Annotated in this window: 20 protein-coding genes and 2 pseudogenes; 4 read left to right on the forward strand and 18 right to left on the reverse strand. The window is 39.0% G+C overall.

The features are described from left to right. Window positions 1-37: 37 nt before the first annotated feature. Complete coding sequence (locus DYB02_RS18235; RefSeq protein WP_021821916.1) at window positions 38-790, reverse strand: hypothetical protein; 753 nt, start codon at window positions 788-790, stop codon at window positions 38-40. 895 nt (window positions 791-1,685) lie between these two features. Between DYB02_RS18235 and DYB02_RS18245 the strand changes: the two genes are divergently transcribed. Further along, window positions 1,686-2,591 carry a DMT family transporter gene (locus DYB02_RS18245; protein ID WP_020842412.1) on the forward strand — a complete coding sequence of 302 codons (906 nt, stop codon included), beginning with the start codon at window positions 1,686-1,688 and terminating at the stop codon, window positions 2,589-2,591. Window positions 2,592-3,186: 595 nt separating this feature from the next. Here DYB02_RS18245 and DYB02_RS26150 read toward each other — a convergent pair. The 4 genes and pseudogenes from DYB02_RS26150 to DYB02_RS18260 form a co-directional block, all read right to left on the reverse strand. Continuing rightward, on the reverse strand, window positions 3,187-3,345 hold the full coding sequence (locus DYB02_RS26150) for a transposase domain-containing protein (protein WP_370446075.1): 159 nt from the start codon (window positions 3,343-3,345) through the stop codon (window positions 3,187-3,189). Continuing rightward, the gene (locus DYB02_RS26155; RefSeq protein WP_370446076.1) at window positions 3,273-3,503 is read right to left on the reverse strand and encodes a transposase domain-containing protein; all 231 of its coding nucleotides are present in this window, start codon (window positions 3,501-3,503) and stop codon (window positions 3,273-3,275) included. Before DYB02_RS26155 ends, DYB02_RS26150 begins: the two co-directional genes overlap by 73 nt. Window positions 3,504-3,640: 137 nt before the next feature. Continuing rightward, on the reverse strand, window positions 3,641-4,945 hold the full coding sequence (locus DYB02_RS18255) for a hypothetical protein (RefSeq protein WP_029804622.1): 1,305 nt from the start codon (window positions 4,943-4,945) through the stop codon (window positions 3,641-3,643). 151 nt (window positions 4,946-5,096) lie between these two features. Next, window positions 5,097-5,374, reverse strand: a pseudogene (locus DYB02_RS18260) (IS5/IS1182 family transposase); the annotation flags it as partial. Between the two features lie 233 nt (window positions 5,375-5,607). On the opposite strand from DYB02_RS18260, the pseudogene DYB02_RS18265 reads away from it, so the two are divergent. The 3 genes and pseudogenes from DYB02_RS18265 to DYB02_RS25985 all read left to right on the forward strand — a co-directional run bounded on the left by DYB02_RS18265 (window position 5,608) and on the right by DYB02_RS25985 (window position 7,802). Then, a pseudogene (locus tag DYB02_RS18265) lies at window positions 5,608-6,140 on the forward strand (transposase). Between the two features lie 413 nt (window positions 6,141-6,553). Then, window positions 6,554-7,342 carry a winged helix-turn-helix domain-containing protein gene (locus DYB02_RS18270; protein WP_029804621.1) on the forward strand — a complete coding sequence of 263 codons (789 nt, stop codon included), beginning with the start codon at window positions 6,554-6,556 and terminating at the stop codon, window positions 7,340-7,342. After that, entirely contained in the window at window positions 7,329-7,802 is a 474-nt protein-coding gene (locus DYB02_RS25985) for a hypothetical protein (protein ID WP_225868825.1), read from the forward strand. The genes DYB02_RS18270 and DYB02_RS25985 overlap by 14 nt, the downstream gene beginning before the upstream one ends. On the opposite strand, the gene DYB02_RS18280 is transcribed toward DYB02_RS25985, so the two are convergent. From DYB02_RS18280 to DYB02_RS18340, 13 genes are all read right to left on the reverse strand, one after another. Further along, window positions 7,799-8,176, reverse strand: a complete 378-nt coding sequence (locus DYB02_RS18280) for a hypothetical protein (RefSeq protein ID WP_005484512.1) — start codon at window positions 8,174-8,176, stop codon at window positions 7,799-7,801. The two genes, DYB02_RS25985 and DYB02_RS18280, sit on opposite strands and share 4 nt — an antisense overlap. Before the next feature lie 23 nt (window positions 8,177-8,199). Then, a complete protein-coding gene (locus DYB02_RS18285; RefSeq protein WP_005499519.1) occupies window positions 8,200-8,433 on the reverse strand; it encodes a flagellar biosynthetic protein FliQ in 234 nt (77 codons plus the stop codon). Then, on the reverse strand, window positions 8,420-9,199 hold the full coding sequence (locus tag DYB02_RS18290) for a hypothetical protein (RefSeq protein WP_029853157.1): 780 nt from the start codon (window positions 9,197-9,199) through the stop codon (window positions 8,420-8,422). Before DYB02_RS18290 ends, DYB02_RS18285 begins: the two co-directional genes overlap by 14 nt. Then, entirely contained in the window at window positions 9,196-9,585 is a 390-nt protein-coding gene (locus tag DYB02_RS18295) for a hypothetical protein (RefSeq protein WP_029804618.1), read from the reverse strand. Before DYB02_RS18295 ends, DYB02_RS18290 begins: the two co-directional genes overlap by 4 nt. After that, window positions 9,539-10,801, reverse strand: a complete 1,263-nt coding sequence (vscN2, locus tag DYB02_RS18300; protein WP_021821930.1) for a type III secretion system ATPase VscN2 — start codon at window positions 10,799-10,801, stop codon at window positions 9,539-9,541. Before vscN2 ends, DYB02_RS18295 begins: the two co-directional genes overlap by 47 nt. Then, window positions 10,801-12,264: a secretin GspD/PilQ domain-containing protein gene (locus DYB02_RS18305; protein WP_029804617.1), complete on the reverse strand. Its 1,464-nt coding sequence runs from the start codon at window positions 12,262-12,264 to the stop codon at window positions 10,801-10,803. The genes vscN2 and DYB02_RS18305 overlap by 1 nt, the downstream gene beginning before the upstream one ends. Beyond that, window positions 12,257-12,508, reverse strand: a complete 252-nt coding sequence (locus DYB02_RS18310) for a hypothetical protein (RefSeq protein ID WP_005499525.1) — start codon at window positions 12,506-12,508, stop codon at window positions 12,257-12,259. Before DYB02_RS18310 ends, DYB02_RS18305 begins: the two co-directional genes overlap by 8 nt. Continuing rightward, complete coding sequence (locus DYB02_RS18315; RefSeq protein WP_021450641.1) at window positions 12,501-13,184, reverse strand: hypothetical protein; 684 nt, start codon at window positions 13,182-13,184, stop codon at window positions 12,501-12,503. Before DYB02_RS18315 ends, DYB02_RS18310 begins: the two co-directional genes overlap by 8 nt. Window positions 13,185-13,188: 4 nt before the next feature. Beyond that, complete coding sequence (locus DYB02_RS18320) at window positions 13,189-13,878, reverse strand: flagellar type III secretion system pore protein FliP (RefSeq protein WP_029804615.1); 690 nt, start codon at window positions 13,876-13,878, stop codon at window positions 13,189-13,191. Between the two features lie 62 nt (window positions 13,879-13,940). After that, on the reverse strand, window positions 13,941-14,246 hold the full coding sequence (locus DYB02_RS18325; protein WP_029804614.1) for a hypothetical protein: 306 nt from the start codon (window positions 14,244-14,246) through the stop codon (window positions 13,941-13,943). A 1,197-nt stretch (window positions 14,247-15,443) separates the two neighbouring features. Continuing rightward, window positions 15,444-15,977, reverse strand: coding sequence for a winged helix-turn-helix domain-containing protein (locus DYB02_RS18330; RefSeq protein WP_029804613.1), 534 nt, complete (start codon window positions 15,975-15,977; stop codon window positions 15,444-15,446). Window positions 15,978-16,220: 243 nt separating this feature from the next. Then, a complete protein-coding gene (locus DYB02_RS18335; protein WP_029804612.1) occupies window positions 16,221-16,436 on the reverse strand; it encodes a FliM/FliN family flagellar motor switch protein in 216 nt (71 codons plus the stop codon). 2 nt (window positions 16,437-16,438) lie between these two features. Continuing rightward, complete coding sequence (locus DYB02_RS18340; protein WP_029804611.1) at window positions 16,439-17,089, reverse strand: hypothetical protein; 651 nt, start codon at window positions 17,087-17,089, stop codon at window positions 16,439-16,441. Window positions 17,090-17,101: the final 12 nt, after the last annotated feature.

Genomic DNA, 17,101 nt, shown 5'->3' on the forward strand with positions numbered 1-17,101 from the left:
CAAAAAAGCTCTAAAATCAAATCCTTTCTATCAATGTTCACTTATTGACATGTTTACTTATTAAATCAGAGATCATTCGAGACACTGAAGAACTCGTCAAAACTTTCGAATCAGAAGTTCTAATAGGTTCAGAAGAATTCAAGTTAAACTCGTCAAGCAGTTTATTAGCAACATGAGTCAAACTCTTATAATCGTCTTCTCTTTGCTTCTTTCGATCTACGATTGATTGCTTCGCAGCTTGAGGTAGCCCATCTACAGAATTTCGGAGACCGTTTTCTAAATGACTCTTATTTGCCTGCTGACTCCAAGTCTCATCTGCGCTGGAGATTCCCCCTGCATACAGCCAAGTCACCAACTCATTTCGAATAGGTTTTTCAGCACATTTTACAGACTTAGCCATATCACCAGACATTGCGGCTAGGCGTTCAAAATTCACATCAAGCAAAGAAGCAGCATAGCTCAGAAAATGTTGTCTAAGACCACTTTGAATCATTTGGGAGTCCCACTTCCCGAAAGTTTCACTACATGCCTGCATAATTTGATCGTACCTACCTGTTTCTGCTTTTGAAGAAACGCTTCTGTCGTGCACTACTTGCTTACTTTCTTCTTTTAAACCCTGTTTGGATGCCTTTAGCTTTGAAATCAAAGAAGAATGCTTTTTAACTTCAGAGGCTCGAGATGTGTCATGAAACACTTTAGCTATTGATATTTTTTGATCATCTAAATGGTCATTTAGCGGTTGTTTATCTTGCACTAAAGGTGTGCTAACTCTGTTGAATGTAGGAATCATAATACTCATTTCAATAATGAACACAGAGCGTTATTATCATTCTAATTTTCTTCATTTCATCAGGTAAATTCTGAAACAATAAAATTCACCGACATAATCTCACCAAATCACGCATACAAAAATTGTCTCACCATTGCTTTGTTTCCTAATTCGAATTCAGTTAAAGACGCGCCTAATATGACTAATTGTTAGGTACTCACTATCGTTTCAAGCATACCTAGTCCTGTGGCTTGTTTAACGCTTTTATCATGGCGTAAATCTCGCCAACTTGTGCATTGTCATTTTTCTGGAAGACTAGGATCTTGCTTACGCTTATGCTGAGAGACACCCATTTCGACAATCAAATCACATCCTTCTTCATCTAACTGTCTAACAACTTCATACTGTGTATTGGGTTTTCTTGGGGTCATCCTGTGCTTTATTTATTACAATGGAAGCTCTTTTTGACAAAGCGCAATTGAATCAGGAGAAGCGAAGTCATCGATATCAATAAGCCAGTAAGCCAACATAAAAAATACCCTCAAACATGAATGCTTGAGGGTATTTTCAACCAACCACAGGATCGTTCAACAGATCGGTATCAATCTAGTAGCTGGCTTTATTTTATCTCGACCGAAAAATGCATCAGTATTAGCCCTAGAGAAAAACATAATTTCATTTTGGTATCCTCTTCAAATACCGAAACTGACAATTCCTTACCTACACATACACACCTCGGATTGAATGATAAAAATGTTATAGCTACGTTAATGTCTGTTCAGTTCATGGAAACCAGTATTAACAAGGCGCAGCTCCTTGAATCTAAAAGTTCTAATAAACACGACCTAATCAGCCATCAACAGATAGATGCATTTATAAATGGAATTTTCATTATATTTTCATAACAGGTATTAATATGTCTAAAAACAAACTAACAATATTGTTATTTTTTTCGGTTTGTATGATTTGGGGTACGACCTGGTTTGCTATGGAAGTAGCCGTGTCAACGATTCCTCCGTTATTTGCTACGGGCATGCGCTTTCTCATTGCTTGTCCCATTTTGATTTTCTTGGCAAGAGTATTAAATCAACCGTTGTTATTTCCACGAGGTAAAGAGCACTGGGTTATTATTGTCTCTATTTTTTATTTTGCTATCCCATTTACCTTAATGATTACAGGTGAGATGTTTATCTCATCAGGATTAGCTTCCATAATTTTTGCCAACATGCCTATTGCAGTCATGATGACATCAACGATCTTCCTTGGGCTTCGTTTAGCCGCACACCAAATATTTGGTGTATTTACGGCAGTCGTGAGCTTGTGTGTGATTTTATCAAATGAACTTGCTATCGGAGGAGATGCGATCTTTCTTGGTTCAGCAGCCCTGAGCATTGCAGTACTGATCCACGCTTTCATGTATGTTTTAGTACAAAAGTACTGTGCTGAAATCCAAGTCATTACCTACAACGTAGTGCCAAGTTTTATCGCTGCACTACTGCTTATAATTGGTTCATTCCTGTTTGAAAAACCAAATACTTTAGCATTTTCGCCTCAATCTATAATAGCTGTAGCTTATCTTGGCATGTTTGCTAGTGTGGGAGGTATTGTGGCCTATTTTAAACTAGGTAATGTGTCTTCTCCGTTTGTCGCTTCACTTTGTTTTCTGATATTTCCCCTAATAGCACTTTCTATTAATGCATATATAAGCGGTGATGTAATATCAGACCAATCTTTATTTATGCTAATCCCTCTCCTCATCGGTGTTCTATTCGCCAAGTTGGATTTAAGGAGTCGCATTTTGGGTCATGACTCAAATAGGTAGATAAAAGCTAAATGTTTTTGCTTAATATAAAAAATAAAGCCATCGTAATGATTAACTCCTATCACTTAAGGTGCTTGGAGCGAACTGGATAACGAGTTTTACTCATACGAACGGCCCTTGATTTGGGCCGTTTTTTCGTTCTAGCAGAATATAACTCATCACTCGCTCTCTCATTACCCTCGACTTTTTGGGGATCGAGCCTGATGAGGCGATTACACACAACATTAGTTCATATTGGATATCTCAAAGAGCCATCATGAAACTTATCCGTAGAGGATACACATTCGCTTCTTTGGCTATACGACTTGTCTCCACACGAACCAGACTATAAGCGATGAGTATTCCCCAGATTTCTTGGTCTATCCCTCCCACTGATTGACTTCGAAGAAGAGAGCCATCGGCCAATATGTCATGTTTTATCTCACCATAGCAGCTCTCAACTTACCAACGCTCGAAGTAGACATCCAGTAGGGGTTGAAGGTCATATTAGCTATCCGTTAGAGAAGTTAGCACGCCTTTTATATGATTAAGTTGCTTCGGTTTAGAATACAGTACCAAGCTCGCTTGCTATTTCTCTGGGAGACTAGGAACTTGCTTACGCGCACGCTGTAAGTCGTTTTCTGGTTTGAGGAATGGCACTTGGGGCAATGGATTCACCTAAAGAGCTGGACGATGTTAAGTCTAACTTGTCCAAAACGTCAGTAATCGGTCTGTCGTGATAGAAGCCGACACCGACAAGCAACCAATCGACCAATCGACCAATTCAGTGGGCAGTTTTCGCCTTCTCATACTGGCTTTATTCGTTTCATCCAGTGCTTGATTTATCCTTTCTAATGGAAGTTCTTTTTGAAAAAGCGTAAGTGAATCGGGAGAAGCAAAGTCATCAATATCAACCAGCCAGTGTGCTAACATAAAAATACCCTCAAACATGAATGCTTGAGGGTATTTTCTACCAACCACAGGCTCGTTCAACTGATCATTTTCTTAACTGATATGAGTTACCCCAAGGGATGGTTTTATTGAGAAGTATGGGATGACACAAGCACTGGTTATATATTACGCGCAATCGCTAAGCGTTCATCACGCAAAATTTGATACCAGTATTTTAAGGTTTGCTGGATCATTTTCACGTTATCCCCAATGCGGTTAATTTCTTTGGTGTCTTCGTCACCTAATACTCGTTGTGGGTAGTTTTGATAAAGGGCGTTTAACCAGTTAGCATTCAACGAACCATCAAAATCTAACGCAATATTGACCCCATTAGGTCTCTTTCCGCCCGTAGTATCTCCATTACCGTTTTCGCCGTAACTGGAGTTCTGCCAGCCCATCTGCCCGCTTTGGAATGAGTTAGGGTCACCAAATTTACTGATGTAGTCATAAACATGCTGATAGTTACCACCTGTTGGTGTTAGGTCATTAATATCTTTAAGACTTCCCTTTAGTATCGTTTCGAGCGTGGCCTTAGACATTTCTGGATTATCTTTTAACATGTTACTCAGAAAGACTAATCGGATTAACGGGCTCATATTGTTATTATTAGTTGTGATCCAGCCGCCTTTGGTGGTATCAAAATACCCCGAGTTTTGTAGTTGAGACGTCGTGCTGCCACTGGTGGTTAATAAAGTTTCTAACTCTCGAGGAAATGATTGGGATGCTGAAATTGGCCCTGATGTCAGTTTCGACATGGCTCTATAGAGCAAAGATTCTTGACTAGCTGTCCCGTTGGATACCAGCTCTGCCATTTTTGACCAAACATGCTTTGCCATCTTTAATAGATTATCCTGAGCGATACCGTTAGTTGGAGGAGCTGACATATTATCAGCAGGTGGCAGCGCCTCTACCCACGAGTTATGTTGACCTGTGCCTATATATTCTAAACAAAACGACAATTTTTGCATAAACACAGTGTCGGTAGCGATACCATAGTCTTGGGCATTTATCAACAAGTCCAACATCGCTAATTGAAATATGTCTTCCCATTGAGAGCCTTGAGGATTTGTCAATCCTAATAGTGGCTGACCAATAAACTCTAATGCCGCTTGGAAACCCGCTTGACCTCCTTCGGCCCACATACCAATAAGTTCTAGCTCTACAGCACTTTGGTCTATTGCTGCTAACAATGAATCTGATATATTTGATTCGGTACTTCTTAAATTGGGTGCAGTACTTTTCAGAGCTGCTTTTTGTTGTTGCAACTGTGTCTGTAGTGTTTCAGGGGAATAGGGTGCTTCTAATGTAGTGCTGTCATTTAGAAGCACCAGAACAGGTTCAGGGAGAGTCGAATCTTGCTTAGTAACCGTTAATGGTGATGTGGCTACGCTTTGATTTGTTGCATTTAGATTAATATTCAACATAAATACCTCGATAATATCGTACCATTGGTAGCATTTTGGACAGTATTATTAATTTACTGGCACTCCTATTTGTCATCGCGTGATTGATTCGACAATAGGCTTTGTTGCTGAATTAAACTTACGAGCGGACGCTAGCTAAATCGTTCGCCTGTTAAACTATATATTGAGTTTCGGGCATACCTACCCCAGTTAACTTGTTGAGAGCTTTGATCATGGCGTAAGTCTCCCCAACTTGTGCATCGTAGTCACGAAGAGTGAGTAATGCTCCAAGTAACTGTTTCACACGATACCTAGTGGTTTCTGACAGCCAACCGCCAGATTGCGTGGATGCACTTTTTCCCAGAAGGCTGCTCCCTCACGCGGATGTATTAGAGGTATCGCTTTCTTAACCCTAATCGCCCTGTAACACTGCCTTGTATCGTATGCGCCAGTCAGTGGTTTTGTAACGAGGCTTCGGCATGAAATTAAAGTAAGTGAATGAATGTCCCTGCTCTGAACGTAAGATTTTAATTTAGTTCATTCGATTTCTGCAGCGAAGCCGATGGAAGCTCTAAGGCTTGAATGTCAGACATCATAAAAGCAAAAAAAAAACAAAAAAGAAAACTGAATAATCATGAAAAAAACACCAAACAACCAACTGAAAACACTACAACTAAGTTTGAATCAATCACGGTTCACTGAGGTTTTGGATTGATGAAGAGACCGTTCAGCTATTGAAGCAAATCAAGCAGGAGAACCGTGGAAGACCGCGATTGTTTTGTGAGTTAGCGATTACTGCGGCTCTTATGGTTAAACGTGTATTTTCATTGCCGCTGAGAGGTCTTTAAAGGTTCATTAACTCTATTTTTAAGCGCACGCCACGACCGCCGTCATGCCATCATTTTTCATGTATTTGCAAACAAGCCACACTGCTCATTCCACCAAGAGAAAGTGTAGTTTTTTTGGAACAAGTTCATCCTCGCAACTTAGTAGCCAGTTACCAGAAGCTGTACGGTTAAAATAAGCATTGGAAAAAGAAGTACGGCTAGCATAAACGTTCGCTCTCAGAGAAGGCGATGTTCCGTGTAAAGAAACTGGTCGGTGAGGAGCTAAGCTTACGAAATTACACTGCTCAAGTTGGCAAGACTTACACCATGATAAAAGCGTTAACAAGCTGACAGGGCGAAGTATGGCGGAAACGATAGTGACCGCCTAACAATTAATCATATTCGGTGAGTTTTTAACTGAACTCGAATTAGGAAACGAAGCCTCTCACAATAGTAGCCAGAACAAATTCTGTCTAAAAATCACTCATGACAATTTCTTATCTCATAAAGTGTCTAATCGTCGGATAGTATCTTTACTTGTGATTTAGTTTTCGGGGCGGTGCAAGTACATAGGCCCGTATATTGCTCTCAAAAGTCAAGTAGCTTACTATGCCCCCTAACTGAATGGTTAGCTTACTCCTTAGACTAAAATCAATATTAATCATAATAGCTTGAGCTATGTACCAAACTCCACGCTATTGAAAGTTGTTCTGTAATACACAGCATCACAACTTTAGGTTTGAGTTCATCAGAAATTGGCGTGTAGAATGTAAAGAAGAGTGCCACAACTTCAGAGATCACCATGAGAAAACAGTACAAAGTAAAACAATTCATTCTGAAGGAAGACGCACAAATAGTGGTCGATAGTGAAACCGGAACTCAACACAAAATTGGCCGCCATGATTTTTTGACTTTATTGGAGCTAGCAAAACACTCCGGACAAATTTTGTCTAAGGCTCACTTGATGGAAAAAGGGTGGCCAGGCAAGATTGTGTCTGATAGCTCTCTAACACAATCTATCCGAAATATAAGAAATCTTATTGAGGATAATGGAAAGAATCAGTTGTGGTTAAAAACTGTAGCGAAAGTTGGCTATGTGCTTGATTCCTCCATCGTAGAACAACTTATCGACTCCTCGGCTGCTTCACCTGATAGTACAAAGACAAAGCCAACATCTATTCCAACGAAAGAAGAGTTGAAAGGTACAAACTTATTTCGATTCAAATACTTATATTTGAATTTATTAATTATCTTGGTTACTGTATCTATAAAGCTGTATAACGAAGAATATATTCGAAAACCTGTTTTATTAAGCTACCCCAATCTAAGCTATCAACATGAGTATTTATCAATATACTCTGACGATTTTGAACTGTCTGACAAACTTGCTTCAGAGATATTAAAAATGTACAGAAGTTCACCAAGTAAGCCCGAAAAGTTATTCATAATGATCACTGATGAAAGCTTATCTTTTTCATACATAGGGAGTGATGGTATAGTTGTTAATAAAGTCATATTAAATATCAAAGATCTGCCATTTTCATACATATCAGCTAGAGTTGTAGAGGAACTAAACAATGTGGAAATATAGCGCAATTTTATTGACAATATTAAACGTAGTACTATCTGCAGTCTATTTAAACTATGAAAAAGAGCAACCAACACTATATTTCAAAGCGTCTTATAATTCATTAGATATAGATAATAATTTTAGCTATTATACGCTTATAAATATGGACGTTTTACATAACAACTTTGATATAGATATGGCGGTAATGGAATACCCAACAGAAAAAGAAACCAACTACTATAAGGTTGTGGGGGATGGTTCCACCATAACAAAAAAAACACACCAGCATTATCTTTTATTTGATAATTTTGATGTGTTTAAAGGTAAACGTCCTGTTTTTCGGTTAAGAGAATACAGAAACGAAATAAATAACATATTAAACAGTGCTAATCCTGTTCAAGTGGTTAGTGAAACAAACGAATATATTGTAATGAAATTTTTCTTTCATGGTGGCCAAATATTGGCATTTAAAAAAGGTTAAAGCTGTCTAACTTCAATAGAGAACTTATTGAATAAAGTGAGCTTTTTCGATAGAACTTTATCAATGTTTAATTTATCTTTTTCTATCTCGCTGATTAATACAATTTTGTCTTTGTTAAAATTAACAAACACATCCTCATCTTCAAGTAGTAACTCAACCAATTTAGAAGCTTTGAATCTAAGACTTCTCATGTCTTTTAAAGGTATTTCTATAAAAGTTTGTAGCGCACCGTCACTTAAACTAATAAAAATCTCTTCACCACTAACAAGCTCAATACTAATTGGCTCATTGCTTTCTACTCGAGATAGCAGCCTAGGGTCGATATTTAGATTATCAACCAGCGTTTTATAAATGATTTCTCGTAATGTTTTCAAAACAACTCCTTATTTAACAAGTATTATAACTCTTTGAAAACTAAATAGAACTGCTCATATATTCCACCACCGAACTCGGCTAACAAGAACATAAAAACAACTAATTTGGCTGCCATTGGCAAGCCTGGGTCCTGCACACTAAATACCGTCTGAAGCAAGCCGACCACGACACCTGTAACCACAAATGCTAATGAAAATATTATAATTGCATTTGACAAGATATCTAAGCTAGCCGAAACAACATCAAGAACTGTCATGGCTTTCCTCTAAATAATCAATAAGTCGACCTGAATCAAAAGTAAAACAGTAATATTTTCTCTTAAAGAAAACCCTATATTTAACAAGATTAGAACCGTCTTTAAAATAGTCACCATCGAGTTTTAAACCACTCTTAAGACAACCATCTAAAACGAGTTCCGATAGAATATAATTCTCTACTTGGTAATATTTCTTTGTGCCATGAGAAATCTGTCTTAAAACATCAGTTGTATTTTCAACACGATTGGTGCCATCCAAATTTAAATGGTTACCTTTCCATAAAATGAAACATGAGCTTTCTGAGTAACCTATTAACTTACTTTCAAAAGGTTTAGAACTACAAATTTTTTCTGTATCTAACTTCGCCTTAAGTAAGGACAATGGATAAAAACCATTATGCCAACTATAATCTCTAGACCATGATGATCTTATTGACTCTAATTCAACAATAAATGCATTTTTTTTAATTTCCAGATGCTGATTTCTGTGTGGATTCCTCAAAAGAAAATTTAAGCAATCCCGTCCTACAATACCTTCGATAGCAAGTAGACTACTCTTCTCTTCATCTTCATCTTCATCTTCATCTTCATTAATGGTTTCCTCTTCAACCTCTAATAAAGATTCTCCTTCTGAAGCTTTACTAGATATCTCTACCTGAGACAATATTTTTGTAAACTCTTCTTTTCCATTAAAATTTTCTTTACAAAAATCACTGCGTTCAAAAGATGAAAGCGAAGACGGTTTTAAATCATGATACCCAGTCATAGTAAATGTACTCTCATTTCTGTAAGGGCATCCTTTCGCTTTTCAAGTTTCTTTTTTTCTAACTCAGCATCGTGGATTTTTTCATCCAACTCTTCAAGATCTTGTCGAGCTAGAGAAGCTTCAAAGAATAAACTCTCGATTTTAGATTTGATCCCCTCACGTCGCCTGAACAAGCGAGTGAGGGCATCTTTTTCTTGTATTATATTTAATACTTTTAATTCACTTTGCAGTGTTTCTATATCAAGCCACTTACTTTTTATGCTTTCTACTAATTCTTGCCTCTCTTTCTTGAGTTTATCCAATAATCTAACTTGCTTACCTATACGTATATCAACGATATCAATAAGCTGACCAAATTCTCTCCATTCCTTTGAGGGTTTCTTCATATTCAACTCCGTCAAACCCTTGCTTTAAAAATTCCATTATTTTCGGATACAGTTCTATCGCTTCATCAGTTTCTAGGTCGTTGCCTTTCTCATATTCACCAACACGAATAAGCAGTTCGACACTAAAGTACCTATGAACCATATCTTTGATCCGCTCAGACAGCCGAACGTACTCCTTGTCCTGAATTTTGTTCTGCAAACGACTTTTGCTTTTAAGTACATCAATCGCCGGATATCGACCAGTCGATGCAATTGTGGTTGAGTACACCAAGTGCCCGTCAATCAGTGATTTAACCTCGTGGGCAATTGGGTCATCATCAATTTCTTTCTCAATAAGTACCGTAAAAATACCGGTTACAGAACCAGAGATAGAGTTACCACAACTTTCAACTAGTCTTGATAACGCAAGAGAAACGCCAATCGGAATTCCTCCCTGAATCGGAGTGCCATCCAACATCGCTTGTGCACGAGCAAATCGAGTTAAGGAGTCGAAATAAAGGACAACTTTCTTTCCTTGCTCCATAAAATATCGAGCAATAGAAACGGCAACTAACCCCGAACGAACCTTTTCCAGAGGGTTGGCCTCAGAAGTTGATACAATCGTAATTGATTTTTGTATCACTTCCGGACCAATTTCCCCTTCCAAAAATTCGACCACTTCACGCGCGCGCTCACCTATCATCGCAAAGATGACAACGTCAGCATCCATATTGTTCGCCATGATCGATACCGTTGTTGTCTTCCCGGCCCCCGCTGGGGCAAACAAGCCTAAACGCTGGCCTTCACCGATCGTAAATAAACCATCAATAATTTTCAGCTTTGTCGGGAACACCGTTTCTATCGGTGCACGCATCTGAAGTGGTATTGGTTCTAGCGCTATAGGCAAGTCCTTATAATTTCCCTCTTGTTCGAGATAACTCTCTCCGTATAAAGACTCACCGTAACAGTTAATCACCTTACCGACTAATGCCTCTTCATTTAGAGGAAAGCAGAAGCGCCTTGGGGTGATTTCGACTTTTCCCCCTCGCTGAACCGAGCCCGGCTGGAGCAGTTTGATCTCGATATCATGTCCGGAAACTTTTAAGATTTCACCACGAATCCAACCACTATCCACCGTTTCAACAAAACATTCCTGTCCGACAAACGCATCAATATTAACCTTGCATCGTACGGTGTCTTGATATGACTCCTTGACCTTAAAATAGTGCTGTAACATCACTCGATTACCTGGAATGAGATAGAAACATAACGTTTGTACTTACTCTTAACTTCCGACGTTGATTTAAACAGTTCACCTAATAGTGGAATTGACGATAAAACAGGAATACCACTTTCCGTTTGTTGTGTAACCGTGTTGTCAAAACCGCCAAGAATAATGGTTTGTCCCGGTTTAATGTAGACTTCAGAGTTCAAAGACTGAGAACTCACTTTAGGTGGTCTGTTCGAACTATCACCACCTTCGTCATCATCCAAAGATTCCTCAACATACTGAATTCTTGCTTGCACATCTCCAGATGGCAGTAAGCGCCCCGTCACGTATAAGCTGTTATCAGCTTCGATTTTTTGTGTCTCAACCTGTTTATTTGAAATCAAAGCGATGGTTGCAGTTTGCTTTTTACCGAAGTGGCCTTGTTGGTTTTCCAAAGCAAGCAAGTTAGTTTCATAAACACCGCGAGCGATACCGTTTGATGCCAGTGCTTGAAAGTTTCTCAGAAAATCAATAGTTTCTGTAAACGGAGGCACGACAAGATCATAAACGCCACGTGAACCATTAACCCATGAACTATCAACACCGAAGTGCTCTTTTCGTTCTGCAGATACATCATATACTTTGAGAGAAAACAACAATTGACGACGCTCCGTATCGATCAAAGCCGCAATTCGCTTTGCCAATTTCACTTCATCGGGCGTTCCTCGAACTAACAATGCATTAGAGCCAGGTAGCGCCTGCACATTTGTGGTTTTCTCTTCCTCATCAAGATTCTGACGATCGCCTTCACTGAGTTTGACTTTATAGGCTCGTGAAACAATTTCACCATCACTGATATTTTTAAACTGACCGATATTGGTAATTGCGGCCGCAATAAGTGACTGTGCACCAGGGAATGTTGCCTGGCCATCATATGTAGCAATATTGCGGTCTAGAACCGAGATATAATGAAACTCGATTCTTGCCAACTCAAGGTTATTACCTCTTTCAAGAAAATGGTTTTTATCTACCATCCCTGCATAAGCAACCGCATCGTTGACAAACTTTTTGGTGCCTGAAAATAAGATTGAGTGCCCACGTTCTACCAAACGAATTTTTGTCGTTTCGTTAGTTTTAAACGTTAACTTCAATTCTCTGAGCAACAACTCAGGAGAAATATTTCTCGGTTTGTAAGTGTAATTTATATACTCTTGCCCAGATTGAATCGTTAGCGTCCCGCCATAAGTATACCAATCAAAATCAAACACTTTCGATAGCTTGTCCAACAACACAGGGCCAGGGCCTGATAGCGTCTGAGTCATTGGTTGGTTTTGTGTTTGCGTATCTAAATTTGAGACCAGCTTTAATTGCATATCCTTTGCAATGGCATCTAACGCCTCAATTAAATTCATATCTTGCTGTTTAATCATTACATCAGCTTGCACAGTGAAGGTTAGACAGCAAAGTACAAGCAAAATTAATCTATACATCGTCAAGTATCTCTTTTAATTTCTGTTCGTCTTCTTTAATTGTCCTGATTACATTGTTAATAACACCGCTTGCTACGATCATATCAGCAATTTCAGCATCACCCAGTGTAACCTCCCCCTCTTCCTTTGAGCTGCTTCCTTCTGTTTTATTCAATGCTTCGATTTCATTTAGCATTGTTTCAAACTCATTTTCGCCTTGATATGTCAAACCAGTATCGATTTTAATCGCTTCAATTTTATTCATAACCTAACTTCCACATCATCTGTTCAAAAAGATAAAACTGATCGTGTAACACCCACAAATTAATAATGATGATCACCACGATACTTTTAATGTTTGGTGTAACAAACATCGATAACGATGCTTTTTTAAAAAATAAGTCTAAATATCCGCAGCAAATAGTAATCACAAGCATGAGGATGATGTATTTCCCCGAAACAATTAGAGCCATTTGAAGGTTATCGACTAACATCTTAAAAAAACCATCAATACTAAACTCATTAAACTCCGTGACCTGGTTTTGAATAACCTGGAGGAGAGGAAAAAAAATCAACCCACTTTCCAGCGCATAAAACGAAAAGATTAAACTCGTTAGCTTTGCTAAAGCCTCAGACTCTTCGGTGAAACGGTGATCTTGAACAGACTGTTCATTCAGCAGCAACATCTGCTGGATTACGCCACCCACCATACCGCTCAACCAATACGGGATTGAGCAATAGAAAGCAAAAATAACCACGCCGACTAACCATAACAAGGTAGGGTTTGCAACTAAGTTGAACCCTTCTAAACATATCGCCATGGCGATTGCAATTGCCAAGCAGGACGTATTATCTAGGTATAGTCGTGTTGGGTTAAATATTTTTAAAAATAAAAAAACGCCAGCAAATAAAATCCAATTTGGAAATAGTAACTGTTGCATACAGTTACTCCAACGCTTTAAATAAAATGGTCCAACTGTCCGAAAAATAGAATACAGCAAGCTTAACCGGTGTAGAGATAACCGTTGGCGATAGCATTGTCATACCAACACCACTCAAAATTACTGCAATCAAAAAGTCGATACTGACAAAAACAATATATAGCTTTAAGCCTAACTCAAACCCTTTATACAAGTCATAAATTAAACTACCAATAAAGAACTTAAAGGTTTGGTTTTCCTCATCAAAATTTAAAGGAATGTCGATTAATGAGGTCAATTTGTTCGTTTTATCCTCTGCGGTTTTTAACAACTCAGGAAAAAACTCAAACAGGTTACTCACCAATGTAAACATGGTGACGTTTTTAGGTAACTCTTCGCTGCTAACAGAGGCGCTAGTATCTAAACTATCTTCTAACCGATGCTGAGATGAAAAATACGGTTTCACACGCTCGAGGCCGGGCTTAACTTCTGGCCACACGCTATTTAGCGCCATTAATGCCGCCAATAAGTTAACCACAATAGCAGGCGGTATTTGCTGAGTACCCACCGCGTTTTTAATAATATTTAAAACAATGCTGTATTTAACAAAACCTGAAAAGCAGATAAAAAAGACGGCTGATAACAAGACCAGAACCAACAGCATGACCAAGTTTACGCCCACATAAGCATTATGCGGGCTTAATAATTCAACCATATCGATTCTACCCAAATCTATGCGTATGCCAGGGCGTAAACCCTGGCATAATTAAGCAAAAATTAAATGTTACGAGCTGCAGATGAAATAGAGTCTTTAATTGACTTAAGCGTTGATGTACCCGTTTGTACAGTAATACTTTGATCACCCATCAGACGTTGCAGCTCTAGTGATTCACCGGCTGATAGCGAAAGGCTACCACCAGCACCACCAGTACCAGCGGTAGTTTTGTTAGTAATAAAGGTTTCTACTGCAGTATCAGCCGTAGTTACAAAATCTTCAAATGTCTTACCCACCTCGGTCGTTTTCAAAGCACCGTTTGGATCAATTGCACGACCAGCCATACCACCAATATTTAGAGAGTTCATATATAAGCTCCTTTAATTTTAAATTTTGTTTGATTGTTTGATTGTTTGATTGTTTGATTCCCGCATTGGGTCACTTGCCCCTCGGGATGCAAACAATTAAACAGCCAGGAAAGCGATAAAACCAGTGAAAAAACCTGAGACAAAAACACTCAAACCCTCAACACACAAAACCCTTACGCGGCAAACTCTCACCATCCGAAATTTTGAAAAAAAACGCGAACAAAGCTCAAGCAACTCACCTAACATCCACAAAAACGCAGCAATCCCCACCCGAAAAACACAAATGTTCAGAATTTGCCATAACAAAAAGAATGTTTATGAAATGTATTTCTGTGTAATAACACCCTATTCTCCGTTCTTACCACAGATATTGGGTTTCCATTCTTGCCAATATAGAAAACACAACCTCGAAAAATCACCATCTCGCTTTTTAAAATTTGATTTTCGAACAAATATAGGGCTTAGAAGAGTAGCTCTCTCCTCTAATCAATAATCCGAGGATTCCAATAGAGATAGAAAGAAACAAAACTGGTGTTTTTCGCCTCCCATGATAGAAAAATAGCCTGTCGCACGAGCGGATTCTATTGATAGTGATGAAAGCCAATTAATTAAATCAGGCCGTTCTGAAGAACTAGGGTTGTGTGATCGCCCTAAAAGGGGTATGAGAGTTGAGACTGGCGGTAGCACTACCATGTCAATGCTCGGAGCCAATATTAAATCTATGACATTGAGCAAAAGTCATCGCTAAACAAAGCGGCTGTGTTTGTTAAAGGTGTTTACCTAAAGCACTTTAATACTTTGTGGTCGGATACGAAGCCAAAGTAAACAATGTTGATATTAGGCAGAGCCGGAGCGAATGATAACCACCGACTCAATCGAGTGGTTTAGGTGTATTGGTATTAAGGTCAAATGACACTCTTCAAAAATGTCGATGTACGCTGCCGTTCAAAACTAAGATTTTGGGGGACTCAAATGAAAGCCATATCTTCGTTGCTGAAGATAAAGTCATGCTCACTCGTAGCCATAGCCAGAAACAATGAGCAATGAGCAATGAAACTAAATCAAATGGCATGTTTAATGTTTGAGAGACCAGACTGTTTTTTGTTAGGAAGGATAGAACAGAATATGACGCATAGTGGTCATGGAAGGCGCAAGTGAACCAGAAACATCCATGTTTGTATTCACTTGCTTTGCGGGTCACTTAATTAATGTCACTAAAATCGTACTAATCATAGAAGACAGAAGTGCGGCTGAAAATACTCCGATGATATACCATTTAGGGTCCACCATATTTACAGGTTCCCTTTGTACTATCGGTTTACTGTGGCTTATCGGTTGCTTGATCATTGCCACATCTTTTGACTCGATTCTTTTCACTTCCAAAGGCGGCGCATCTTCAGTGACCATTAAGCCTAAGTTCTCATCTTCTAAGATCAACATATACCCTTCTTTAGGGATCGTTTTAATCTCACACATGACGCCTTCCAACATTTGTAAGGATTTGCGCAAGTTTGAAATCGCCTTTGTAAGTGACGTTTCACTCACTAACACTTTTCCCCAGACTTTGTCCTGAATGTCTTCTTTGGAAATGACCACATTAGCATTCTCACACAATAGTTTTAGAATCGCTGACTCACGTCCACCCAAGCTGATAATTTGCTCAGGGCTGATTACTTCTCGTTTTAGTGTGTCGAAGATAACTTGGTTACCTAACAAGTAGTTTCTTAACATAGTGAACCCTTTTCATCATTTTGATTGATTTGTAATTGAGAGTGAAAGAGAACATCTCTGTCCTTAAGGGCAAATTGAGCAACGCTGCCCTAGAAAATCCGAGGTCCGCATTATCTACGTCCACTTAATGATCTCGTGATAAAGTTATGAAAAAAGCATAAAAATTCCACGAAAAACCTAAAATAAAATAAAAAACACATAAAAACCTAAAATAAAAGGGCAATTCCTTGCCCTTTCACAAAATTACGATTTCACTTGATTTACGTTGTCAATCGATACGCCGTATTGATCATCAATTTTGATCAGTGTCCCTGTTGCAATCAATTCATTGCCGCTTTTAAGCATCACTTCCGATTGTACGAAATCATCGATTTTTATCATGTTGCCCTTTTGCAAGTGAAGCAGCTCTTCAAGCGTCATGGAACAGCGTGCAATAACAACATCGATCGCTATTTTCACAATTAGCCTCCTTGGCTCAACGTTACAATCACACGGCGCACATCACGAATTTCCTCTTGTGCAGAAGTGATTTCTGTCATTACGTTTTTAAACTTCTGTTGTTCTGTATCGATATCAACCTGAATGGTGTCACAGTACGCTGTCATGGTTGCGTTCAGAGACTGCAAGTCAGTGTAGGAAACGCGGTGAGTTTTGGATGCATTAAGATCTAGCCCTGTAATCGCAGCAATACCACGGTCATCTTTCAACTCTTCTCTGATAATTCGGTCGATATCTGTTAGGTGCTGTCCAGAAACGCTATCACCCAATGGCGTTCTGGTATTATTGTCATTTGGGTTCGTATGGTTCATGTTATCTTGCATGACCAAACCCCAAATTCGGTTGATTTCCGCGATAGCATTGGACCAAGTCTCGATCGTATCAGCCATGGTTTTCGCTCGAACCGTTTGCTGATCTAAATAACGACTTAAAAGGTCATCAATTAAATCCAGTGGGTCTTTAACCGAAGCGCGCACATCAGAATGCGGTACAGACGAAGCAGCACGCTGTATGATCGGACTTTGTTGAGTTAGTTGCTCTGCTACCACCTCGTTGCGTCGAGTTAATGGTACATCTGACGGTACGCTAAACCCAGAAATAGAAGAGTTCATCATTTCAACCTCTCT

Source organism: Vibrio parahaemolyticus, assembly GCF_900460535.1.
GTDB lineage: Bacteria > Pseudomonadota > Gammaproteobacteria > Enterobacterales > Vibrionaceae > Vibrio > Vibrio parahaemolyticus.

Coding starts and splice junctions, on each gene's coding strand:
- DYB02_RS26155 (WP_370446076.1), bottom strand. CDS start 3,503: ATGTTAGCACACTGGCTGGTTGATATTGATGACTTTGCTTCTCCCGAT.
- DYB02_RS18340 (WP_029804611.1), bottom strand. CDS start 17,089: ATGATGAACTCTTCTATTTCTGGGTTTAGCGTACCGTCAGATGTACCA.
- DYB02_RS18320 (WP_029804615.1), bottom strand. CDS start 13,878: ATGGTTGAATTATTAAGCCCGCATAATGCTTATGTGGGCGTAAACTTG.
- DYB02_RS18270 (WP_029804621.1), top strand. CDS start 6,554: ATGAGAAAACAGTACAAAGTAAAACAATTCATTCTGAAGGAAGACGCA.
- vscN2 (WP_021821930.1), bottom strand. CDS start 10,801: ATGTTACAGCACTATTTTAAGGTCAAGGAGTCATATCAAGACACCGTA.
- DYB02_RS18325 (WP_029804614.1), bottom strand. CDS start 14,246: ATGAACTCTCTAAATATTGGTGGTATGGCTGGTCGTGCAATTGATCCA.
- DYB02_RS18255 (WP_029804622.1), bottom strand. CDS start 4,945: ATGTTGAATATTAATCTAAATGCAACAAATCAAAGCGTAGCCACATCA.
- DYB02_RS18305 (WP_029804617.1), bottom strand. CDS start 12,264: ATGTATAGATTAATTTTGCTTGTACTTTGCTGTCTAACCTTCACTGTG.
- DYB02_RS25985 (WP_225868825.1), top strand. CDS start 7,329: ATGTGGAAATATAGCGCAATTTTATTGACAATATTAAACGTAGTACTA.
- DYB02_RS18245 (WP_020842412.1), top strand. CDS start 1,686: ATGTCTAAAAACAAACTAACAATATTGTTATTTTTTTCGGTTTGTATG.
- DYB02_RS18310 (WP_005499525.1), bottom strand. CDS start 12,508: ATGAATAAAATTGAAGCGATTAAAATCGATACTGGTTTGACATATCAA.
- DYB02_RS18290 (WP_029853157.1), bottom strand. CDS start 9,199: ATGACTGGGTATCATGATTTAAAACCGTCTTCGCTTTCATCTTTTGAA.
- DYB02_RS18330 (WP_029804613.1), bottom strand. CDS start 15,977: ATGTTAAGAAACTACTTGTTAGGTAACCAAGTTATCTTCGACACACTA.
- DYB02_RS18295 (WP_029804618.1), bottom strand. CDS start 9,585: ATGAAGAAACCCTCAAAGGAATGGAGAGAATTTGGTCAGCTTATTGAT.
- DYB02_RS18235 (WP_021821916.1), bottom strand. CDS start 790: ATGATTCCTACATTCAACAGAGTTAGCACACCTTTAGTGCAAGATAAA.
- DYB02_RS18315 (WP_021450641.1), bottom strand. CDS start 13,184: ATGCAACAGTTACTATTTCCAAATTGGATTTTATTTGCTGGCGTTTTT.
- DYB02_RS18285 (WP_005499519.1), bottom strand. CDS start 8,433: ATGACAGTTCTTGATGTTGTTTCGGCTAGCTTAGATATCTTGTCAAAT.